General features: G+C 62.9%; 23 protein-coding genes. 11 read left to right on the top strand and 12 right to left on the bottom strand.

All coding sequences use genetic code 11. From position 1 onward, the window contains the following. Positions 1-62: 62 nt before the first annotated feature. Genes prmB through I4X03_RS13075 form a run of 3 tightly spaced genes read right to left on the bottom strand, consistent with a single transcriptional unit; the run spans position 63 to position 2,468 of the window. A complete protein-coding gene (gene prmB / locus I4X03_RS13085) occupies positions 63-956 on the bottom strand; it encodes a 50S ribosomal protein L3 N(5)-glutamine methyltransferase (RefSeq protein WP_223468679.1) in 894 nt (297 codons plus the stop codon). Between the two features lie 22 nt (positions 957-978). Further along, entirely contained in the window at positions 979-2,112 is a 1,134-nt protein-coding gene (gene dapE, locus I4X03_RS13080; RefSeq protein ID WP_223468678.1) for a succinyl-diaminopimelate desuccinylase, read from the bottom strand. A gap of 5 nt (positions 2,113-2,117) precedes the next feature. Then, positions 2,118-2,468 carry an ArsC family reductase gene (locus I4X03_RS13075; protein ID WP_223468677.1) on the bottom strand — a complete coding sequence of 117 codons (351 nt, stop codon included), beginning with the start codon at positions 2,466-2,468 and terminating at the stop codon, positions 2,118-2,120. A 200-nt stretch (positions 2,469-2,668) separates the two neighbouring features. Here I4X03_RS13075 and I4X03_RS13070 point away from each other — a divergent pair, with 200 nt between their 5' ends. Continuing rightward, on the top strand, positions 2,669-3,118 hold the full coding sequence (locus I4X03_RS13070) for a hypothetical protein (RefSeq protein WP_223468676.1): 450 nt from the start codon (positions 2,669-2,671) through the stop codon (positions 3,116-3,118). On the opposite strand, the gene I4X03_RS13065 is transcribed toward I4X03_RS13070, so the two are convergent. The 6 genes from I4X03_RS13065 to I4X03_RS13040 form a co-directional block, all read right to left on the bottom strand. Further along, a complete protein-coding gene (locus tag I4X03_RS13065) occupies positions 3,115-4,254 on the bottom strand; it encodes a PilT/PilU family type 4a pilus ATPase (RefSeq protein WP_223468675.1) in 1,140 nt (379 codons plus the stop codon). The genes I4X03_RS13070 and I4X03_RS13065 overlap by 4 nt on opposite strands. A 78-nt stretch (positions 4,255-4,332) precedes the next feature. Further along, positions 4,333-5,160 carry a 2,3,4,5-tetrahydropyridine-2,6-dicarboxylate N-succinyltransferase gene (dapD, locus tag I4X03_RS13060; RefSeq protein ID WP_223468674.1) on the bottom strand — a complete coding sequence of 276 codons (828 nt, stop codon included), beginning with the start codon at positions 5,158-5,160 and terminating at the stop codon, positions 4,333-4,335. 21 nt (positions 5,161-5,181) lie between these two features. After that, entirely contained in the window at positions 5,182-6,390 is a 1,209-nt protein-coding gene (dapC, locus tag I4X03_RS13055) for a succinyldiaminopimelate transaminase (RefSeq protein WP_223468673.1), read from the bottom strand. Between the two features lie 96 nt (positions 6,391-6,486). Beyond that, entirely contained in the window at positions 6,487-7,848 is a 1,362-nt protein-coding gene (locus I4X03_RS13050; protein ID WP_223468672.1) for a diguanylate cyclase, read from the bottom strand. Between the two features lie 236 nt (positions 7,849-8,084). After that, positions 8,085-9,278, bottom strand: a complete 1,194-nt coding sequence (locus tag I4X03_RS13045) for an aminotransferase-like domain-containing protein (protein WP_223468671.1) — start codon at positions 9,276-9,278, stop codon at positions 8,085-8,087. Positions 9,279-9,384: 106 nt separating this feature from the next. Continuing rightward, positions 9,385-9,849 (bottom strand): RidA family protein, encoded by a 465-nt coding sequence (locus I4X03_RS13040; protein ID WP_223468670.1) that lies wholly within the window; start codon positions 9,847-9,849, stop codon positions 9,385-9,387. A gap of 36 nt (positions 9,850-9,885) precedes the next feature. Here I4X03_RS13040 and I4X03_RS13035 point away from each other — a divergent pair, with 36 nt between their 5' ends. Both I4X03_RS13035 and htpG read left to right on the top strand, forming a co-directional pair. Continuing rightward, entirely contained in the window at positions 9,886-10,341 is a 456-nt protein-coding gene (locus I4X03_RS13035; protein WP_223468669.1) for a hypothetical protein, read from the top strand. Between the two features lie 209 nt (positions 10,342-10,550). After that, entirely contained in the window at positions 10,551-12,470 is a 1,920-nt protein-coding gene (gene htpG, locus I4X03_RS13030) for a molecular chaperone HtpG (protein ID WP_223468668.1), read from the top strand. Positions 12,471-12,557: 87 nt separating this feature from the next. Here htpG and I4X03_RS13025 read toward each other — a convergent pair whose 3' ends face one another. Then, positions 12,558-13,097 carry an RBBP9/YdeN family alpha/beta hydrolase gene (locus I4X03_RS13025; RefSeq protein ID WP_223468667.1) on the bottom strand — a complete coding sequence of 180 codons (540 nt, stop codon included), beginning with the start codon at positions 13,095-13,097 and terminating at the stop codon, positions 12,558-12,560. 197 nt (positions 13,098-13,294) lie between these two features. Between I4X03_RS13025 and I4X03_RS13020 the strand changes: the two genes are divergently transcribed. Next, complete coding sequence (locus tag I4X03_RS13020; RefSeq protein ID WP_223468666.1) at positions 13,295-14,302, top strand: hypothetical protein; 1,008 nt, start codon at positions 13,295-13,297, stop codon at positions 14,300-14,302. Between the two features lie 2 nt (positions 14,303-14,304). Here the strand turns inward: I4X03_RS13020 and kynA are convergent, their stop codons facing one another. Beyond that, positions 14,305-15,150, bottom strand: a complete 846-nt coding sequence (gene kynA / locus I4X03_RS13015; RefSeq protein ID WP_223468665.1) for a tryptophan 2,3-dioxygenase — start codon at positions 15,148-15,150, stop codon at positions 14,305-14,307. A gap of 21 nt (positions 15,151-15,171) precedes the next feature. After that, a complete protein-coding gene (kynU, locus tag I4X03_RS13010; protein WP_223468664.1) occupies positions 15,172-16,419 on the bottom strand; it encodes a kynureninase in 1,248 nt (415 codons plus the stop codon). Between the two features lie 634 nt (positions 16,420-17,053). On the opposite strand from kynU, the gene flhD reads away from it, so the two are divergent. From flhD to I4X03_RS12975, 7 genes are all read left to right on the top strand, one after another. Beyond that, positions 17,054-17,371, top strand: a complete 318-nt coding sequence (gene flhD / locus I4X03_RS13005) for a flagellar transcriptional regulator FlhD (RefSeq protein ID WP_223468663.1) — start codon at positions 17,054-17,056, stop codon at positions 17,369-17,371. 57 nt (positions 17,372-17,428) lie between these two features. Then, positions 17,429-17,977, top strand: coding sequence for a flagellar transcriptional regulator FlhC (gene flhC / locus I4X03_RS13000; RefSeq protein WP_223468662.1), 549 nt, complete (start codon positions 17,429-17,431; stop codon positions 17,975-17,977). A gap of 37 nt (positions 17,978-18,014) precedes the next feature. Continuing rightward, the gene (locus I4X03_RS12995; protein ID WP_223468661.1) at positions 18,015-18,785 is read left to right on the top strand and encodes a class I SAM-dependent methyltransferase; all 771 of its coding nucleotides are present in this window, start codon (positions 18,015-18,017) and stop codon (positions 18,783-18,785) included. A gap of 158 nt (positions 18,786-18,943) precedes the next feature. After that, positions 18,944-19,804 (top strand): flagellar motor stator protein MotA, encoded by an 861-nt coding sequence (motA, locus tag I4X03_RS12990; protein ID WP_223468660.1) that lies wholly within the window; start codon positions 18,944-18,946, stop codon positions 19,802-19,804. Between the two features lie 55 nt (positions 19,805-19,859). Beyond that, positions 19,860-20,795, top strand: a complete 936-nt coding sequence (gene motB / locus I4X03_RS12985; protein ID WP_223468659.1) for a flagellar motor protein MotB — start codon at positions 19,860-19,862, stop codon at positions 20,793-20,795. Positions 20,796-20,823: 28 nt separating this feature from the next. Beyond that, complete coding sequence (locus I4X03_RS12980) at positions 20,824-21,372, top strand: chemotaxis protein (protein ID WP_223468658.1); 549 nt, start codon at positions 20,824-20,826, stop codon at positions 21,370-21,372. A 66-nt stretch (positions 21,373-21,438) separates the two neighbouring features. Then, complete coding sequence (locus tag I4X03_RS12975) at positions 21,439-21,804, top strand: response regulator (protein WP_223468657.1); 366 nt, start codon at positions 21,439-21,441, stop codon at positions 21,802-21,804. Positions 21,805-21,820: the final 16 nt, after the last annotated feature.

Below are 21,820 nucleotides of genomic sequence, written 5' to 3'. Positions count from 1 at the left end.
TCCGCCCTACGGTCCGTGGTGGTCGTAGGACGGATACGCGTGGCGCATCCGCCGATTTGAATTTATGCGTGCTGCAGTTGTTCGGCGGTGAGCAAGAACACCATGTCGTCGCCGGCGCTGGTGGTCACCCAGGTCAGGCCAAGGTGTCCGAACGCGGCTTCGGCGTAATCGCGCTCGTTGCCGATTTCGACCATCAGAATGCCGTCCGGCGTCAGGCGCTCTGCGGCGCCGGCGACGATCTTGCGCACCAGGTCCATGCCGTCGGCGCCGCCATCGAGTGCGATTTGCGGCTCGCGCAGGTATTCCTGCGGCAGCGACGCCATCGACGACGAATTCACGTAGGGCGGATTGGTGATGATCATGTTGTACTTCTTGAACGGCACGTTCTCGTACAGGTCCGAGACGATCGGGTTGACCCGGCCTTCGAGCTTGTATTCGCGGATGTTCAGTTCCGCCACGGCCAGCGCGTCGGTCGAGATGTCGACCGCGTCGACCACGGCGTTGGGGAACGCGTCGGCCATCATGATCGCCAGGCAGCCGGAGCCGGTGCACAGTTCAAGGATGTTTTCGACCGCGAACGCATCTTCAACCCACGGGCTGAACGACTGCGGCACCAGTTCGGCGATGAAGGAGCGCGGTACCAGCACGCGCTCGTCGACATAGAACGGGTAGGTGCCGAGCCATGCTTCGTTGGTGATGTACGCGGCCGGCACGCGCTCGGTGGCGCGGCGTTCGATCACGGCCAGCACCTGCAGCACTTCGTCGGGCAGCAGGCGCGCGTCGAGGAACGGTTCGAGCTTGTCGAGCGGGAGCTTGAGCGTGTGCAGGATCAGGTAGGCCGCTTCGTCGAGCGCTTCGGCGCTGCCGTGGCCGAAGAACAGCTTGGCCGCGTTGAAGCGGGTGACGGCGTAGCGCAGCAGGTCGCGCGGCGTGCTAAAGATGGTGGAGGTGTTCATGGCCTGTTCTCTCGGTGGGCGATCACGCCAGCAGGTTTTCCAGCGTGCGGCGGTAGATGTTCTTCAGCGGGTCGACGAAACGCAGCTCGATGTGTTCGTCGATCTTGTGGATGCTGGCGTTCGGAGGGCCGAATTCTATCACCTGCGGGCAGATCCGAGCGATGAAGCGGCCGTCGGAGGTTCCGCCGGTGGTCGATAATTCGGTGTGCACGCCGGTCTCGTCGAAGATCGCGCCGGCCACCGCGTCCGACAAGGTGCCGCGCGGCGTCAGGAACGGCAGGCCGGACAGGGTCCACTGAAGGTCGTAGTCGAGGTTGTGCTTGTCGAGGATGGCATGCACGCGCGCTTCGAGCCCGTCGGCGGTGCTGGCGGTCGAGAAGCGGAAGTTGAATTCAAGTGTCATCTCGCCGGGAATGACGTTGTTGGCGCCGGTACCCGCGTGGATGTTCGACACTTGCCATGAGGTTGGCAGGTAGTATTCGTTGCCCTCGTCCCACTGCTCGGCGGCCAGCTCGGCGAGCGCAGGGGCGGCCTGGTGGATCGGGTTGCGCGCGTGCTGGGGATAGGCGATATGGCCCTGCACGCCCTTGATGCGCAGCTTGCCCGACAGCGAACCGCGGCGGCCGTTCTTGATGACGTCGCCCAGGATGTGGGCCGAGGTCGGCTCGCCCACCAGGCAGTAGTCGATGGTCTCGCCGCGTTCTTCCAGGCGCTGGCAGACGATCACGGTGCCGTCGGTGGCGGGGCCTTCTTCGTCGCTGGTGATCAGGAACGCGATCGACCCTTTGTGATCCGGGTGCGCGGCGGTGAACTCTTCGCAGGCGACGACCATCGCGGCGATCGAGGTCTTCATGTCGGCGGCGCCGCGGCCGTACAGCTTGCCGTCGCGGTGGGTTGGCGTGAATGGCTGCGAGTGCCACTGGTCGACCGGGCCGGTTGGCACCACGTCGGTATGGCCGGCGAACACGAACACCGGCGACGCCGTGCCTTTGCGCGCCCACAGGTTGGTGACGCCGTTCGACTCGATGGTCTCGCAAGCGAAGCCGAGCGGCGCCAGCAGTTCGGCCAGGCGGCGCTGGCAGCCCTTGTCGTCCGGGGTGATCGACGACAGCGCGATCAGTTCCTCGGTCAGGGCGAGCGTGCGTGAAGGTGCCATGGCGCTCATGCGAAGATCTGGCGGTACTGCGCGTCGGAGAAGCCGACCGCCAGCGGTCCGGCGCCGGCCAGCACCGGACGCTTGATCACGGATGGGAATTCGAGCATCAGCTCAAGTGCGTCGGCCTTGCTGGCGACCGCGGCGCGGCGCTCGTCGCTCAGCTTGCGCCAGGTCGTGCCCTTGCGGTTGACCAGCACTTCCCAGTCGAGCTGTTCAAGCCAGGCGGCGGCCGTCGCGCGCTCCAGGCCCTGCTTTTTAAAGTCATGGAAGTCGAACTGCTGGCCATTGTCGGCCAGCCAGGTGCGGGCCTTCTTGACCGTATCGCAGTTGGGAATGCCGTAAAGAGTCTTGTTCATGTTGTTCGTGGTTGCATGGGCGGCGCAGGCTGGCGGGCGTGGTGCCGGCGGGCCTGGAGTCGCATGGGGGATGGCGGGAGCATAACATATGCACCAAGGTGTCGGTCCGAAGCGCCAAGTTTTCTTGAACTGGCCAGCGTAGCGCGGGTCGAATGAGTATGGGGCGTGTGCCCGCTTCCTTACTCGAACAGGAGGGAAACATGCGAATTCTGCTACATGTGGCGCTGGCAGGCTTGCTGGCGCTGGACACCGGCGCCGCGCTGGCGCAAATGGGCATGCAAACCGGCGGCGCCGTCATGCAGCCGCTGCCGAGCCGTACCGGGGCGCCGGTGCGGCCCAGCAGCGATCCGCGGCGCGAGCGCGACAACTACTACCTGGCGCCGCACGAGATGCTGGAGGTGTACGGCGATTATCCGCTGTCGAACGGCGAAACGCTCAGAATCAGCCGCGAGGGGCGGCGCTACTTCGCCAGCATGGCGAGCACCGGAAAGGTCGAAATCATGCCGATCGGGTCGATCGCTTTCGTCACGCGCGACCGCGCGCTGAGGTTCGACTTCACACCGGTACCGTTCACGACCTATGTCTGGGTGTCGCCCGGGGGCGGCGCGCCGTCAACCGGACAACTGCGGGGACCGGGCGGCGCCGGCTAGCTGTTGAGCGTGAACTCCGTGAAGGACGGCGAGTCGTCCTCTTTGGTCTCGACCGCAGCATCGGCGCCTTTGCTGTCAGGCCCATTGTTGAGCAGCCAGAGCAGGTTGGTGGCCGAGTCCGCGTTGGCGAGCGCCTCGTCCTGGGTCACCAGGCCGCTCTGTACCAGCTGGAGCAGGGCGGTTTCGAACGACTGCGAGCCGGGCGACAGGCTCTTGTCCATCGCCTCCTTGATCTGGCCGATTTCGCCTTTTTCGATCAGGTCCGACACGTAGCGCGTGTTGACCATGATCTCGACGGCTGCCTGGCGGGTGCCGCCTGCGGCGGAGCGCACCAGGCGCTGCGAGACGATCGCCTTGACCGCCGACGACAGGTCCTGCAGCAGGGCCGCGCGGTTCTCGATCGGATAGAAGCTGATGATGCGGTTCAGCGCGTTGTAGCTGTTATTGGCGTGCAGGGTCGCCAGCACCAGGTGGCCGGACTGGGCGTAGGCCAGCGCGGCGGCCATGGTTTCCTTGTCGCGGATCTCGCCGATCAAAATACAGTCGGGCGCCTGGCGCATCGAATTGCGCAGCGCGACCTGGAAACTGGCCGCATCGCTGCCGATTTCGCGCTGGTTGACGATCGACTTCTTGTTCTTGAACAGGTATTCGATCGGATCTTCGAGGGTCAGGATATGGCCGGCGCGCAGCTCGTTGCGATGGTCGAGCATCGACGCGATGGTGGTCGACTTGCCCGAACCGGTCGCGCCGACCAGCAGCAGCAGGCCGCGCTTTTCCATGATCAGGTCGGCCAGCACAGGCGGCAGGCCCAGGTCGCCGAGGGCAGGGATGTTCGCCGGCACAAAACGGAACACCGCCGAGATCGAACCGCGCTGGCGGAACGCCGACAGGCGGAAGCGGCCCAGGTTGGCAACCGAAATACCCATGTTCAGCTCATTGTCGCGATCGAGTTCCCGCATCTGCTCCGGCGTGGCGATTTCAGCCAGCAGCGCGACGATGTTTTCCGGCTCCAGCTTTGTCTGGTTAATCGGAATCAGGTTGCCATTGATCTTGATGTGAACCGGTGAATTCACTGCGAAGAACATATCCGACGCGTTCTTCTCTTTCATCAGCTGAAACAAGCGGTCCATCGCCATCGTGGTCTCCGATCAGTAAGCGTCGTTCCCGCTTTCGCGGGAACTCGGTTCCGGCAATGCCGGAAACGACAATTGTTGTTAGATGCCGCGCAGCAGCTCGTTGATGCCGGTCTTGGCGCGCGTCTTGGCGTCGACGCGTTTGACGATGACGGCGCAGTACAGGCTGTAGCTGCCGTCTTCCGATGGCAGGTTGCCCGAGACGACGACCGAACCGGCCGGAACGCGGCCGTAGCTGACTTCGCCGGTGGCGCGGTCGTAGATCTTGGTCGACTGGCCGATGTACACGCCCATCGAGATGACCGAGTTCTCTTCGACGATCACGCCTTCGACGATTTCCGAGCGGGCGCCGATGAAGCAGTTGTCTTCGATGATGGTCGGATTGGCCTGCATCGGTTCGAGTACGCCGCCGATGCCGACGCCTCCGGACAGGTGGACGTTCTTGCCGATCTGCGCGCATGAACCGACCGTGGCCCAGGTATCGACCATTGCGCCTTCATCGACGAAGGCGCCGATGTTGACGTAGGACGGCATCAGCACGACGTTCTTGGCGATGAAGCTGCCGCGGCGCGCAACCGCAGGCGGCACCACGCGGAAGCCGCCGCGTGCGAAGTCGTCGGCCGTGTAGCTGGCGAACTTGGTCGGGACCTTGTCGTAGAACTGCATGGTGCCGTCGCTGGTCATCACGCTGTTGTTCTCGAGGCGGAACGAGAGCAGAACCGCTTTCTTGATCCACTGGTTGACGACCCAGTCAGCGCCGGTCTTTTGCGCCACGCGCAGGGTGCCGTCGTCAAGGCCGGCGATCACGTGGGCGACTGCGTCGCGCAGTTCGGCGCTGCCGTTGGCTGGGGTGATCTCGGCGCGCTGTTCCCAGGCGGTGTCGATGATGTTCTGGAGTTGTTGGGTCATGGTGATTGAGTAGGTGAGGACTTATAAGGCATTGCAGAACTGGACGATCCGCTGGGCCGCTTCGAGGCATTCGTCGACTTCGGCGACCAGCGCCATGCGGATGCGGCCGCGGCCCGGGTTGACGCCGTGCGCATCGCGCGCCAGGTAGCTGCCCGGCAGGACGGTGACATTATAGTCGGCGTACAGGCGCTGGGCGAACTCGGTGTCGGTCAGGCCGGTGGCGCTGACATCGGCCCACAAGTAGAAGCCGGCGTCCGGCAGGCCGACGTCGATCACGTCGCTGAGCATTGGTGTGATCAGGCTGAACTTTTCGCGGTACCTGGCGCGGTTGTCGACCACGTGGGCTTCATCGCCCCATGCCGCGATCGATGCCGTCTGCACCGGTGGCGCCATCGCGCCGCCGCAGTAGGTCCGGTACAGCAGGAACTTCTTGATGATCGCCGGGCTACCGGCCACGAAGCCCGAGCGCATGCCCGGCACGTTCGAGCGCTTCGACAGGCTGGAGAATACGACCAGGTTGTCGTACGGGTTGTCGTCGCCGCTGCGCCCAAGCGCATGCGCTGCTTCGAGCGCGCCGAGCGGGGCCGCGCTGCCATGGTAGATCTCGGAATAGCATTCGTCGGCCGCGATCACGAAGCCGTGGCGGTCGGCCAGCGCGAACACCTGCTTCCAGTCGTCGAGCGTCAGCGTGGCGCCGGTCGGATTGCCGGGCGAGCAGATGTACATCAGCTGCACGCGCGCCCACACATCGTCCGGGACGCTGCTGTAGTCGCAGCCGAAGTTGCGCATCGGGTCGGAGTTGACGAAGTAGGGCTGTGCGCCGGCGAGATAGGCCGCGCCTTCGTAGATCTGGTAGAACGGATTCGGGCACAGCACCAGCGCATCGGCCCTGGATGCGTCGACGACGCAGTGGGCGATGCCGAACAGCGCCTCGCGCGAGCCGTTGACCGGCAGGACCTGGGTTGCGCCGTCGAGCGCGACGCCGTAGCGGTGCGCGATCCAGCTGGCGATTGCCGTGCGCAGCGCGTCGGTGCCATGGGTGGTCGGGTAGTTCGACAAGCCCTGCACGCTGTGCGTCAGGGCCTTCTGGATGAATGCGGGCGTGGGATGCTTCGGTTCGCCGATGCCAAGGCTGATCGGGTCGAATGCCGGATTCGGCGTCACGCCGGCGAACAGCTGGCGCAGCTTTTCAAACGGGTAGGGGTGTAGCTTGTCGAGGTGTGGATTCACAGCGTTACCAGTTGGGAAGGGCGAAGGAGCGGCCTTTATTATAGCGCCGTTATGTTGCCCTTGTTGTCAGGGGGGATGGCGCTGGTACGGCCGCGTTCAGCGCATCACCAGTGCCTTGACTGCTTCCCATGCCGAGTTGCGGACGTCGCCCAGCCGCACCTGGTTGCGGCCGGCTTCCTTGGCCAGATACATGGCGCGGTCGGCGGCGATGAACAGGTCCTCGACCTGGTCGAGCTGGGTCGGCAGCATGGTCACCACCCCGATGCTGCAGGTGACCCACCCGGAGGTGGTGGAACGCGGATGGGGCAGGCACAGCGCCTCGACGGCGGTGCGAATGTCTTCGGCCAGCGCGGCGGCCGCGGCGGGCGATGTTTCGCCAAACAGCAGCACGAATTCTTCGCCGCCGTAGCGGGCCGCCAGGTCGGTGGCGCGTGGCGCGTGCGCTTGCAGCACGGCCGCCACCTTCTGCAGCGCCAGGTCGCCGGCGGCGTGGCCGAAGCTGTCGTTGTACAGCTTGAAGTGGTCGACGTCGAGCACCACCAGCGACAGCGGCTCGCCGCTGCGGATCGCGCGCTGCCATTCCATCTCGACGAAGGTGTCGAAGTGGCGGCGGTTGGCGATCTTGGTCAGCGGGTCGACCAGAGCCGCGCGCTGCAGCGCGGTCTCGGACTGCTTGTGGTGGGTGATGTCGTGCAGCAGGCCGATGAACAAGGTCTCATGCATCGCCATGGGCGCCAGCGTCAGGTCCATGTCGCGCAGGGTACCGTCGCACTGGCGAACAACCACCTCGCGGGCGCCGGGCTGCGGCACGAACTCAGGCTCGTTGGCGCAGCGGGCGAAGTAGTCGAGGTATTCCTGGGTGACCTGGGGCGACAGCAGGTCGCCCAGCGATTTCTTTTCGAGCGTCTCCGGCGAGCAGCCGAGATAGCGCCCGCACGCCGGATTGGCGTACTGGATGCGGCCCGTGCCTTCAATGATCATCAGGCCCTCGGCCATGCTGTCGACGATGGTGCGCAGGTGCTGCGCCTGCTCGTGCTGGGTGTCGCTGGTATCGCGGATCTTGAGCTGGGCGCGCACGCGCGCGCAGACCTCGGCCATGCGCAGCGGCTTGCTGATGTAGTCGACCGCGCCGGTGTCGAAGCCGGCCACCACGTCGTCGGTCTCCGAGCGTGCGCTCATGAAGATGACAGGGATGCGCTGGGTGCTGGCGTGCTGCTTTAGCTGGCGGCAGGTTTCGAGGCCGTCCATGCCAGGCATGACGACGTCGAGCAGGATCAGGTCCGGATGCACGCGGCGCGCGATGCTGATGGCCCGCTCACCGGAGGTCGCGACGAAGGTCTGGTAGCCCTGCTGGGTCATCATCTTGCGCAGCATGCCGAGGTTGGCCGGAGCGTCGTCGACGATCAGGATTGCGGCATCGCGGCGGGGAGCGGTGTTGAATGTAGCTGGAAGCGGCATGCAGTGGAACCTTCGCCTGTCCGTGGGGATAATTAAGCTATTGGATGATAGCGCCGTGTTATCCCCTTAAGCAAGAAATGTTTCCTGCTAGTTAGTGTTTTGCTAACGTGCGTCACCTCTGTTCAGTCGCAAACAACAAATCCTCCCGAAGGAGGATTTGTTGTTGCTGCGCAACCGAGAGGAGCGGAGGTTGATTAACTGACAGTAATAAAACCGCCGCCGCCTTGCCCGGTTGATTACATTTGCGCGGCGATCAGCTTGCCCAGGATGGCAATGCCTTCGCGGATGCGCTCGGGCGGTACCGTCACGAACGACAGGCGCAAGGTGTTGGTTTCCGGGTCATTGGCGTAGAACGGCGAGCCCGGCACGAATGCCACCTTGGCGGCGATTGCCTGGTCCAGCAGGGCCATCGCGTCGATATGCTTTGGCAGGGTCACCCAGATGAACATGCCGCCTTCAGGACGGGTCCACTGGACGCCGGCAGGGAAGAACTCGTCCATTGCATCGAGCATCGCCTGGCACTGGTTCGCGTACAGCGTGCGGATGCTCGGGATGTGGGTGTCGAGGAAACCGTCCTTGACCACTTCGTACACCACCATCTGGGTCAGCTGGGCGGTATGCAGGTCGGCGGCCTGCTTGGCCAGCTCGAGGCGGCGCACCAGCGGCAGCGGGGCGACCACGTAGCCGAGGCGTATGCCTGGCGTGAGCACCTTCGAGAACGAGCCCATGTAGATGACGCCGTCCGGGTTCATGTTGAGCATTTTCGGGAACGGCTCGCCCTTGTAGCTCAGCGAGCCGTAAGGATCATCCTCGATCAGCGGGATGCCGAGGCGGGCGCAGGTTTCGACCAGCTCGATGCGGCGCTCGACCGACAGGCTGCGGCCGGTCGGGTTCTGGAAGTTCGGCAGCGCGTAGAGCATGCGCGCGCCTTCGGCCACGGCGTCGATCGACGACGGCACCAGGCCGTGGTCATCGGTGGCGACCGACTTGAATTCAGGGCGGTACACCGAGAACGCCTGCAGCGCGCCAAGGTAGCTCGGGGTTTCGACCAGCACGCGGCTGCCTTCGTCGATCAGCACCTTGCCCAGCAGGTCGAGCGCCTGCTGCGAGCCGGAGGTCATCAATACCTGTTCCGGCGCGATCTTGCAGTTGTCGGTCGACAGGGAATTGGCGATCCATTCGCGCAGTGGCGCGTAACCGTCGGTCGGGCCGTACTGCAGCGCCACCTTGCCAGTCGTCGAGAGGACCTTGTCGAAGGCTTGCTTCATATGCTCGACCGGGAAGGTGGCAGGGGAAGGCAGGCCGCCGGCGAATGAGATGATCTCGGGACGCTGGGTGATCTTCAGGATTTCGCGGATGAACGAGCTTTGCAGCTGGCTGGCGCGCTCCGAGAAGCGCCATTCGATCGGGTTTGGATTTTCAATTTTCATGCTGGTCTCACTGGGAAAGGCCGTAGGTTAGCCAGGCCATTATAGAGCACGCTGGGTAAGCGTTCTCAGGAAAGGCGGCGCTGGATAAGCGCCGCCCGGATCTTGCTTAGCCGGCGATTTCGACGATCATTTCGATCTCGACGCAGGCGCCGCGCGGCACTTGTGCCACGCCGAAGGCGGAACGGGCATGCTTGCCAGCATCGCCGAACACTTCGCCCATCAGTTCGGACGCGCCGTTGGTCACCAGGTGCTGGTCGGTGAAGTCGGGAGTCGAATTAACCAGGCTCATCAGCTTGACGATGCGCTTGACGCGGGTCAGGTCGCCGCCGCAGGCTTCCTGCAGCGTGCCGATCAGGTCGATCGCGATCGAACGCGCGGCTGCCTGGCCCTGTTCCAGCGACACATCCTGGCCCAGCTTGCCCGCGTTGACCGAGCCGTCGGCATTCTTGGCAATGTGGCCCGAGAGGAAAACCAGGTTACCCGACTGTACGTACATGACGTAGGCGGCGGCAGGCGCAGCCGGTGGGGCAAGGGTGATGTTCAGTTCTTTGAGTTTTGCGTAGACGGACATGTTGTTCCCGGTTCGGTAAAAATAGACAAGGCGGTATTGTACGTCGGCGCGGTGAGTTACCTACGTTTTTCCCCTGACCTGCATCTTACGCCCGGCGGCGGCAACGGCGATGATGCCAAGATCGAACCCGAAGTGCTCCCGATCGAGTGTTTCGCACGACCTAATTTACTGCTTCATACGATATGGAACTTTTTCGCGATTGGAATGAATATGGAAGATACGACTAATCAGACGCCTCCGAGTCCGGGAGTCGTAAAGTGTGGCAGGCTTGTTTTCTACTTCGTCGGATTTGGGTTAATGGCGATTCCGCTCGCGCTCGTATACGGAGACGCCGAACTTCAATATCCGTTTGAATGGTTATGTTTAGGCGCAGGGATCGTGATCGTTATCTCGGGCGCTGTCTTGCCGCAGAGAATAGAGGCTCATGTGGGATTCGATATGCCACTGTTTCTGCCTCGTAGCCGGTTTCAAGACATTGATGCCGACGATTAGCGTTGCGCCGTGATGGTTCGCCGCGCTCCTGACGTGCACTTCGGATCCATGAGCCTGCTGTTACATTCCACCTGGAACGCTGACGATCGACGAGGGTAGTCACGTTAAAGCTGACCTGTAATTTGGGTCAGCCGCACCTCTTGAAAACGCCGTTGCCATCCCAATATGGCCCCAATCCGTTCAACCACTTGTTTCAAACGAGGAATAACATGGCAATCGCCGAAAAAGAGACCCTTGGCTTCCAGGCTGAAGTAAAACAGCTGCTGCAACTGATGATCCACTCGCTGTACTCGAACAAGGAAATCTTCCTGCGCGAGCTGATCTCCAACGCTTCCGATGCCGCCGACAAGCTGCGCTTTGAGGCCATCAACAACGACGCCCTGTATGGCAACGACCACGAACTGAAGATCAAGGTCACCTTCGACAAGGCGGCGCGCACCATCACCATTTCCGACAACGGCATCGGCATGAACCGCGACGAAGTCGTCTCGCACCTGGGCACCATCGCCAAATCGGGCACCAAGGAATTTTTCGGCAAGCTGTCCGGCGACCAGCAGGCCGACGCGGCCCTGATCGGCCAGTTCGGCGTCGGCTTCTACTCGGGCTTCATCGTGGCCGACAAGATCACCGTCGAAACCCGCCGCGCCGGCGTGCATGCCAATGAAGGCGTGCGCTGGGAATCGGCAGGCGAGGGCGATTACAGCATCGAGCCGATCGAGAAGGCGTCGCGCGGCACCGATATCATCCTGCACCTGCGCGAAGGCGAGGACGAACTGCTGTCAAGCTGGAAGCTGAAATCGATCATCCGCAAGTACTCCGACCACATCTCGCTGCCGATCCTGATGCAGAAGGACGAGTGGGACGCGGAGAAGAACGAAACCGTCGTCAAGGACGAATACGAGACCGTCAACCAGGCCAGCGCGCTGTGGGCGCGCAGCAAATCGGACATCACCCCGGAGCAGTACAACGAGTTCTACAAGCACGTCTCGCACGACTTCCAGGACCCGCTGACCCTGACCCACAACCGCGTCGAAGGCCGCAGCGAATACACCCAGCTGCTGTATGTGCCAAGCCACGCGCCGTTTGACCTATGGGACCGCAACAAGCGCGGCGGCATCAAGCTGTACGTCAAGCGCGTGTTCATCATGGACGATGCCGAACAACTGATGCCTGCGTACCTGCGCTTCATCAAAGGCGTGATCGACTCGAACGACCTGCCGCTGAACGTCTCGCGCGAGATCCTGCAGGAGTCGCGCGATGTGAAGGTGATCCGCGAAGGCTCGACCAAGCGCGTGCTGGGCATGCTGGAAGAACTGGCCAACGCGGATGAACAGGAAAAGAAGGACAAGTACACCACCTTCTGGACCGAGTTCGGCCAGGTGCTCAAGGAAGGCATTGGCGAAGACGCGACCAACAAGGACCGCATCGCCAAGCTGCTGCGCTTTGCCTCGACTGCCAACGACAACGCCGACCAGACCGTATCGCTGGCCGACTACCTGGCCCGCATGAAGGAAGGCCAGGACAAGATCTACTACGTCACCGGCGAGAGCTTCACCGCGGCGAAGAACAGCCCGCATCTCGAGATCTTCCGCAAGAAGGGCGTTGAAGTGCTGCTGCTGACCGACCGCGTGGACGAGTGGATGCTGTCGTTCCTGACCGAGTTCGAAGGCAAGGAGCTGGTGTCGGTGGCCAAGGGCGGCCTTGACCTTGGCGGCCTGGAGGACGAAGCCGAGAAGAAGGAGCACGAAGAGACCGAGAACTCGTACAAGGACCTGGTCGAGAAGATGAAGGCGGCGCTGGGCGACAAGGCCAAGGACGTTCGCGTCACGTTCCGCCTGACCGATTCGCCGGCCTGCCTGGTGGCGGACGAGAACGAGCTGTCCGGGAACCTGCTGCGCATGCTGAAGGCAGCGGGCCAGGACGCGCCGGAATCGAAGCCCATCCTCGAGATCAATCCGAACCACCCGCTGGTGACGCGTTTGAAGAGCGAAGACGGCGACGACGCCAAATTCGCGGACTGGTCGCACATCATGTTCGACCAGGCGATGCTGGCGGAAGGCGGTTCGCTGGCCGATCCGGCGTCGTTCGTGAAGCGCCTGAACGAGATGCTGCTGGCAAGCGCAAAATAAGCACCGTCGTTCCCGCGCCAGCGGGAACCTAGGCCGAGCCTGGAGCTTCAGGCGACGTTCGGGTTCCCGCGTTCGCGCGAACGGCGGCTACAGCTTCGCGCAGAACTCCAGCAGCATCCGTTCACCCTCGGGCCACTCGCCGTATCCGCTGGCGCCGTTGATATGTCCCGCTTCACCAATCTCCACGAACCTGCTGCCCCAGGCGGCCGCGATCGCGCGTGCGCGCTCGAGCGTGAGGTATTCGTCGTTTGAGCTGGCCACCACAATGCTCGGAAACGGCAGCTTCTCCATCGGCATCGGCTGGAAGCCCTCCGCTTCGACCGGATAGCTGGGCGCGTCGACGTCGCTCGGCGCCACCAGAAAAGCGCCTGCGACGTTCAGTGGCGAGTCCGTTGCCGCCCACTTGGCCACCGTCACGCAGGCCAGGCTGTGCGCCACCAGCACCGGCGGGCCCGCGCTTTCGGCAATCGCCGCGTTGACCTCGGCCACCCATTCATCGCACTCGGGATTGTTCCAGTCGCGGTGAACGGCACGCTTCCACCCGGGATGCTTGCGCTCCCAATGCGTTTGCCAGTGGTCGGGGCCCGAGTTCCATAAGCCGGCAAGTATGAGTACGTCGCAGTCCATGTCGCCTCCGTTGTGTCCTTGTGGTCCTGCTCATTGTACGTGGCAATGTTGTATCGCGCCCCGCACCGGCCGGTCGCGCCCTGGTACTGACCCCGCGCATTACGCATTAGATGAGCTCGCCTATTCTTGAACTGTGATGTTGTCAGAGTGTCTACAAAACAATGTTGCGTTCATCAACCGATCGTCGGAGGTGTGCCATGAAAGCCGTACCGTGCCTTGCCATCCTGCTGTTGCTTGCAGGGTGTTCCTCTTTTCCGAAATATACCGTGACGCCGGTCGCGGGTCCCGGCAGCAGTGCGCTCGGGATCAACATCCATGGCCACACCGTTGGCGGCATGCCGGGGGCCGGGGTCGATGAGCACGCTTTCGTCAACACGGGAGGCGGGGCGCTGAACATTGGCACGTTCGGCGGGGCGAGCAGTCGCGCGTGGGGCATCAACGACGCGGGCGTGGTGGTGGGGGAGGCCGACAACATTGCCGGTGCGCGGCGCGCATTTGCCTACACTGCCGGCCTGATGACCGACCTGGGCACGCTCGGCGGCCCGTCGGCGGGCGCCAGGGCAATCAACAACGACGGCGACATTACCGGCTTCGCGGCGATTCCGGCCGGCGCTCCGCGCGCCTTTCGTTTATCCGGCGGCGTGATGCAGAACCTCGGGACCTTGCCCTCGACCGGGGAGTTGTACAGCTTCGGCCACGCGATCAATGCGCGCGAAACAGTGGCCGGGACATCGAGCGTGGGCGAATTCGCCCAGCCGGAACCGCCCATCCATGGCTTCGTCACTCGGGGCGCCGGCCTGGTCGACATCGGCACCTTTGGCGGCCAGGTCAGCGAAGCCTACGGCATCAATGACCACGGCCAGGTGGTGGGCACCGCCGAAACCGGCCGTGGTTTCCATGACCGCAACGCCTTCATCTGGATCCGCGGGTTCAAACTCAATATTGGCAATCTGGGCGGCGGCTTCGCCGAAGCCTACGACATCAACAACCGCAGGCAGGTGGTAGGCTTTTCGTCTGGACCGGCGGGACAGCCACAGGGCTTCCTCTGGCAACGAGGCAAGATGGTGGCCATCGACAGCCTGGTCGATCCGGCCGCTGGCTGGACCATTACGGTGGCGCGCGCCATCAACGAGCGCCAGCAGATTGCCGGCACCGGTTGCCGGGGCGGCGTGTGCCAGGCGGTGCGCCTCGATCCCGTTCCGTAGGCTCAGAGTGCCGTGCGCAGCGCGAACAGCTCCGGGAACAGCACCACGTCGAGCATCTTGCGCAGGTAGCTGACGCCGGCGGTGCCGCCGGTGCCGGTTTTGAAGCCGATGATGCGTTCAACCGTCGTCACATGGCGGAAACGCCAGAAGCGGAACGCCGTTTCAAGGTCGACCAGCTTCTCGGCCAGTTCGTACAGCGCCCAGTACTTGTCCGGGTCCTGGTAGACGCCCAGCCACGCCGCCTTGACCGATTCGTCGGCCTCGGTCGGCAGGGTTGGGTCGCACGACAGGCGCGCCGGGTCGATGGTAAAGCCGCTGCGGGCGAGCAGCTGGATCGCTTCGTCGTACACCGACGGCGCATGCAGCTCGCGTTCGAGCACCTGGTAGGCGTCGGTGGCCTTGGTGTGCACCGCCAGCAGCGAGGCGTTCTTGTTCCCGAGGATGAATTCAAGCTCGCGGTACTGGTGCGACTGGAAGCCTGACGAGGCGCCCAGGTAAGGGCGGATCGCGGTGTACTCGGGCGGCGTCAGCGTGGCCAGCACGTCCCATGCATGCACCAGCTGGTCCATGATGCGGGCGACCCGCGCCAGCATCTTGAATGCCGGCGGCAGTTCGTTGGCGCGCAGGCTGCTGCGCACCGCCTGCAGCTCGTGCAGCATCAGCTTGAGCCACAGTTCGCTGGTCTGGTGCTGGACGATGAACAGCATCTCGTTGTGATTCGGCGAGCGCGGATGCTGGGCCGACAGGATCTGGTCGAGCCCGAGGTAGTCGCCGTAGCTCATCGCTTCGGTGAAGTCCATCTTGGCGCCGTGCCAGGATACGGGGCATTTTTTCTCTTCAGTGGACATGGCCGTCTTCTCTTATCTATGTCAGGTCACCGCGCCGCGGCTGGCGTGGATGTCGTAGGCTTCGCGCTCCAGCACGTCGCGCAGGATCTCGACCGCGTCCCAGACGTCGGCAAAGCTGGTGTACAGCGGCGTGAAGCCGAAACGCATGATGGCCGGTTCGCGGTAGTCGCCGATCACGCCGCGTGCGATCAGCGCGGCCATCACCGCGTAGCCGTGCGGGTGGGTGAAGCTGACCTGGCTGCCGCGCCGGGCATGCTCGCGCGGGGTCACCAGGCCAAGCGGATGGCCGGCGCAACGTTCCTCGACCAGCGCGATGAACAGGTCGGTCAGCGCAAGCGACTTGGCGCGGATCGCGTCCATGCCGGTCTGCTCGAACACCGCCAGCCCGCATTCGACCATCGCCAGCGACACCACCGGCTGGGTGCCGCACAGGGCGCGGGTGATGCCGGTGCCGGGCGCGAAGTCGGGCGCCATCGCGAACGGGGCGGCGTGGCCCCACCAGCCCGACAAGGGCTGGGTAAAGCGGGCCTGGTGGCGCGCCGGCACCCAGATAAAGGCCGGCGAGCCGGGCCCGCCATTGAGGTATTTATATGTGCAACCGACCGCGAAATCGGCGTTCGCGCCGTTCAGGTCGACCGGCACCGCGCCGGCCGAGTGGGCCAGGTCCCAGACCGTGACGGCGCCCTGGGCGTGGGCGTGGGCGGTGACGGCGGCCATGTCGTGCTGGTAGCCGGTCCGGTAATTCACATGGGTGAGCATCAGGACCGCGCAGTCGGCGTCGACCGCGGCGGCAATCTCGTCGCTTGAGTCAACCAGGCGCACGGTGTAGCCGCGGTCGAGCCAGCTGGTCAAGCCCTGCGCCATATAGATGTCGGTCGGGAAATTGCTACGCTCGGTGACGATCACCTTGCGGTGCGCGTTTTCGCCGCTGGCCTGCAGGTGCACGGCGGCTGCCAGCGCCTTGAACAGGTTCAGCGACGTGGTGTCGGTGACGACGACTTCGGCTTCCTTGGCGCCAATGAGCGGGGCGAGCCGGTCGCCCAGGCGGCGCGGCATGTCGAACCAGCCGGCGCTGTTCCAGCTGCGGATCAGGTCGCGGCCCCATTCTCGGGCGATGACGTCCTGCGCCCGCGCCAGCGCAGCCTTTGGCCGTGCGCCAAGGGAGTTGCCATCTAGATAGATAACGCCGTCCGGCAAGTCGAATTGGTCGCGCAGCGGGGCGAGGGCGTCTTGGGCGTCGCGTGCGACGCAATCTTGCTTGGTGGTCATGGGCGGCTTGGTCGAATGCAAAGTGATGCGAGTGTACCAAGAAATGGCCGTTCATCGCCAAGCAAAATGATACTGCTTTTAAAGCAATTTGGCGGCATCCGTATCGGGATTCGGGGCGAATGTAAGAAAGTGAAAAAAAAGTCGGTTTGGCCCTCAAGTTTGCCCAAACTCAGCCGTAACCGGTTCAGACAAGGGGGAGTCCGCAGCCTTTTGAAGAAATTTCAAAAATATTTGCGATCGACCCTAAAGTTCCGGGAGCGGCTGACGTTAATAACTCAGACATGGGGCACCAGAAGTTTTTTAAGAAACATCAAAAAATTTCAAAGTGACCCTAAAGTTCTCAAAAAGTTTGACGTAAACGGTACAAGACGAAAAAAGTATGTACTGCAATGTCCGGCTTCCGGACCGTCGAACACAGCCATTTATCCGTCCCTGTTTCATAGGGGCGCGACCACGATTCGAGGGCGTCTGTCAGACGAACACCTACGGATCGACTTCGTCATTCCCTCACCCAAAATACAGGCTCCTGCCTATTCCCGGTTTGTTGCCGTGAGTCCAGAATCTATCTCATCGGCAATACAAACACGGCGGTTCGCACAGCGGACCACGGTAAATCGGATTCAAGGAGATGGAAATGACTGCAAACGACATGATGGCGGAAATTCGTGATGCTAACCTGAGCTACCTGATGCTCGCCCAGCAGATGATCCGTGCGGACAAAGTCACAGCAATCTTCCGTCTCGGCATCTCGGCAGAAATCGCCGACCTGATTGAAGCGATGAGCAACGCCCAGATCCTCAAGCTCGCTGGCGGCAACATGATGCTGGCCCGCTTCCGCTTCGACGACGGCGCGATCCTGTCGATGCTGACCAACTACAATAAAGACCGCTCGCTGGCCCAATCCCACGCCGCGATCCTGATGGCCGGCCAGGCAGTCGAAGAAATCGCATAAGCAACGCCAGTCGCCGTACCCAGCAGCATCGTGTGTTAATCGTCGGGGAGTAGAGTAATGACCAAGAAAAGCGTTGTGTCCGAAGCCCAGGAAATCCAGCTCGCGATCGAACTGATCCAGCTCGGCGCCCGCCTCCAGCTGCTCGAAACCGAAGTCTCGCTGTCCCGTGAGCGCCTGCTCAAGCTGTACAAAGAACTCAAGGGTATGTCGCCGCCGAAGGGCATGCTGCCATTCTCGGCAGACTGGTTCCTGACCTGGCAGCCGAATATCCATTCCTCGCTGTTCATCAATATCCACAAATTCCTCGTCGAGCACGCCGGTGCGACCGGTATCGAGGCGGTGATGAAGGCCTACAAGCTGTACCTCGAACAAATGCCGCCGGAAGCGGGCGCCGAGCCCGTGCTGTCGCTGACCCGCGCCTGGACCCTGGTGCGCTTCTTCCAGAGCAAAATGCTGGCCGTCGCCCCGTGCGACAAGTGCCAGGGCAAATTTGTCGTCAACTGCCTCGACCTCAACCACGGCTACCAGTGCGGCCTGTGCCACATGCCTTCGCGCGCCGGCAAGACCAAGAAGTCGCGGGAAGCCGAGGCACTGCAGGCGGCGTGATTTCCGCCGCGATCGTCTTCGGTCTGAAGGGCAGGGCATGAGCCTTGCCCTTTTGCGCATCTGGCGCACGCCCGCGCTGCAGGCGCTGCTGATCCAGGCCGGCGCCTTTGCGCCCACCCTCGCCGTGGTGTACCTGCTGGCGCGCGCCGGCGTGCCGGTGTCCTACCTTGGCGCCGCCCTGGTCCATGGGCTACTCGCCGCCGGCCTGACCTGGTGGCGCGGCCTGGCGCCGTGGTGGCGCGCGATCCAGTTCGGCTTTCCGCTGGCGCTGTACGGCGCGCTGAGCCTGGGGTTGCCGCCGCTGCTGTTCCTGGTGGTGTTCGTGTTCCTGCTCACCTTGTACTGGTCGACCTTCCGCACCCAGGTGCCGTATTACCCGTCCGGCAAGCGTGCCTGGGACGAGGTGGCCGCCTTGCTGCCGACGGGGCGCGCGGTGTCGATGATCGACATCGGTAGCGGCCTGGGCGGGCTGGTGCTGGACCTGGCGAAGCGCCGCCCCGAGTCGCGCTTCACCGGCATCGAGCTGGCGCCGCTGCCCTGGCTGGCCAGCCGGATCCGCGCCGCGGCCGTCGGCAGCAGCGCCAACTTCCTCCGCGGCGACTATGAACAGCTTAACTTCGGCGAGTACGACCTGGTGTTCGCCTACCTGTCGCCCGCTGCGATGAGCGCGCTGTGGCGCAAAGCCAGCGCCGAAATGCGGCCGGGTTCCAAACTGGTCAGTTATGAATTTCTGATAACGGAAAAAGCGCCAGACGTTTGCATTACGCCAACTGGGCGTGGCCCAAATGTTTTCGTATGGCACTTTTAAGAGACAGAACAGGCCTTTTTACTTGCCCGGTGGTCATTCTCACGCTATTGTGATTCCGTACGTAAATAATTGAGTTGAATGCTGAGCGCGTCACGTTGACCTGCACGCGCCTTCGCGCATCACATCCTCCAGAATAAAAATTCCACTGGGAGTTCCTGTTGTTAGTCATTATCGGATACCTCGTCGTCATCGGATCGGTGTTTGGCGGCTTCGCCCTTGCCGGCGGCCACCTCGCCACGCTGTTCCAGCCGATTGAATTGCTGATGATTGGCGGCGCCGCGGTCGGCGCTTTCTTCGTTGGCAACAATGGCAAGTCGATCAAGGCGACGATGAAGGCGCTTCCGACCGTGCTCAAGGGATCGCGCCACACCAAGGCCCTGTACATGGAGCTGATGTCGCTGCTGTTCGACGTGCTGTCGAAAGTGCGCAAGGAAGGCTTGATGTCGATCGAAAGCGATATCGACAGCCCGGAAGAAAGCCCGTTGTTCTCCAAGTACCCGAGCGTGATGTCCGACCACCATATCGTCGAGTTCATGACCGACTACCTGCGCCTGATGGTGTCGGGGAACATGGACGCGTTCCAGATCGAAAACCTGATGGACAACGAGATCGAGACCCACCACCACGAGGGGGCGGTCCCGCACCACGTGATCGCCAAGCTGGGCGACGGCCTGCCGGCGTTCGGTATCGTCGCGGCGGTGATGGGGGTGGTCCACACGATGGAGTCGGTGGGCATTCCGCCAGCCGAGCTCGGCATCCTGATCGCCAAGGCGCTGGTCGGCACCTTCCTCGGCATCCTGCTGGCATACGGATTCGTTACCCCACTGGCCAGCCTGCTTGAGCAGAAGCTGGAAGAAGAGGCAAAGATGTTCCAGTGCGTCAAAGTCACCTTGCTTGCCAGCCTGAACGGCTACGCGCCGGCGCTGGCCGTCGAGTTTGGCCGCAAGGTGTTGTATTCGACCGAACGCCCGACCTTCGCCGAGCTGGAAGACCACATCAAGAAATCGAAAACGAAGTAAGCTTCGATTCAGCGATCAACCATGCCTAGCGTAAAAAAAACCTCCCGGAGCCCCTATGGCGGATGAAGGCCTGCGCCCGATTATCGTCAAGCGCATCAAGAAAACCGCCGGCGGCCATCACGGCGGCGCGTGGAAGATCGCGTACGCCGACTTCGTCACGGCGATGATGGCCTTCTTCCTGCTGATGTGGCTGCTGGGCTCGACCACCAAGGGCGATCTCAACGGCATCTCGGAGTATTTCCAGACCCCGCTCAAGGTGGCCATGTCGGGCGGCTCCGGCAGCGGCGACAGCTCGTCGGTGATCCAGGGCGGCGGCACCGACATGACGCGCCGCACCGGCCAGGTCAAGAAGGGCGATACCATCCCGGAAAAGAAAACCTACGACCTGAAGGCCGCCAAGGCGGTGCTCGAGCGCGAGGAAGTGTCGCGCCTGAAAAAGCTCAAGGGCAAGATCGAAGCGGCCATCGAAGTCAATCCGCTGCTCAAAAAATACAAGAACCAGCTGCTGCTCGACATTACCAGCGAAGGCCTGCGCATCCAGATCGTCGACGAGAAGCACCGTCCGATGTTCGAGCTGGCCCGCGCCGAGCTGCAGCCGTACACCCGCGAGATCCTGCACGTGATCGCCATCGTGCTCAACGAGGTGCCGAACAAGGTCGGCCTGTCGGGCCACACCGACGCCACCCCGTACATGAGCGACGCCGGCTACAGCAACTGGGAACTGTCGGCCGACCGCGCCAACGCCTCGCGGCGCGAACTGGTGCTGGGCGGCCTGTCGGATGACAAGATCCTGCGCGTGGTCGGGCTGGCCGCGGCCGCCCACCTCGACAAGCTCGATCCGTTCAATCCGATCAACCGCCGCATCAGCATCATCGTCATGAACAAGAAAACAGAAGAAGCCGTCATGCGCGACAGCGCCTCGATTGAGTCCGAGGCTGGCACGCTTGCGGTGGGCGTCGCGCCCACCGCAAGCGCGCCAGCGCCGCAATGATGGTCGGGATAGGGAACCGGAGAAGGCAATGCCAAGAAAAAAAATACTGGGATCGCACGTCAAGCGCCTGTTGTCAGGCGTGTCCGATCACGGGCGCCGCCACCTGACGGAGGTCGAGACGGACCTGCGCCAGACCGAGCTGCTGCTGGAAGAAGCGATTGAAAAACTGACCACCAGCTTCATGGCGATCCACACCGCGGTCGGCGACCGCCAGGGCACGATCAACATGCTGCTGGCCGGCCAGACCCCGAGCGCGGAAGACAGCGAGCGCCTCGGCGCCATGTCGGGCGAGATCGGCTTGCACGTCAACGCCGCGATCACCAGCATGCAGTTCCAGGACATGACCAGCCAGCTGCTCGACCGCACGCTCAAGCGCGTGACCGGGCTGCGCGAATTCCTCGACACGGTGGGCGCCCACGGCAACCACATCCTGCCCGACAGCGGCAGCGAGGAAATCGTCGACCTGCTCGGCAAAGTCAGCATGGCGCTGGCGATCCAGTCGCTCGAATTGCGCAGCGCGTTGAGAAAAGCAGTCAACCAGCAGCATCTGGAGAGCGGCGACATAGAGCTTTTCTAGTCACCCACGTTAAACCACCACAGGACGCGTCGCGTCCCGATTTTAAAAAAAGCAGGAGCACAAAAGATGGCAAAAACAATTCTCGCAGTCGACGATTCCAGTTCGCTGCGCCAGATGGTCGCCTTCAGCCTGAAGGCCGCCGGCTACAACGTCATCGAGGCGGTCGATGGCCAGGACGGCCTGGAGAAAGCCAAGCTGCAGGCGGTCGACCTGGTCCTGACCGACCAGAACATGCCGCGCATGGACGGCCTGGCGCTGATCAAGCTGCTGCGCGAACTTCCTGAATACCAGAAGACCCCGATCCTGATGCTGACGACCGAGTCGTCCGACGAAATGAAGTCGAAGGGCCGTGCGGCCGGCGCCAATGGCTGGCTGGTCAAACCGTTCGATCCGCAGCGCCTGATTGAAGTCGTCAAAAAAGTCATCGGCTGATCAACGGCTGGGAGTA

It is taken from the genome of Massilia soli (assembly GCF_016809835.1).
Classification (GTDB): domain Bacteria; phylum Pseudomonadota; class Gammaproteobacteria; order Burkholderiales; family Burkholderiaceae_D; genus Telluria_A; species Telluria_A soli.
This window is presented reverse-complemented; position numbering and strand designations above follow the sequence as displayed.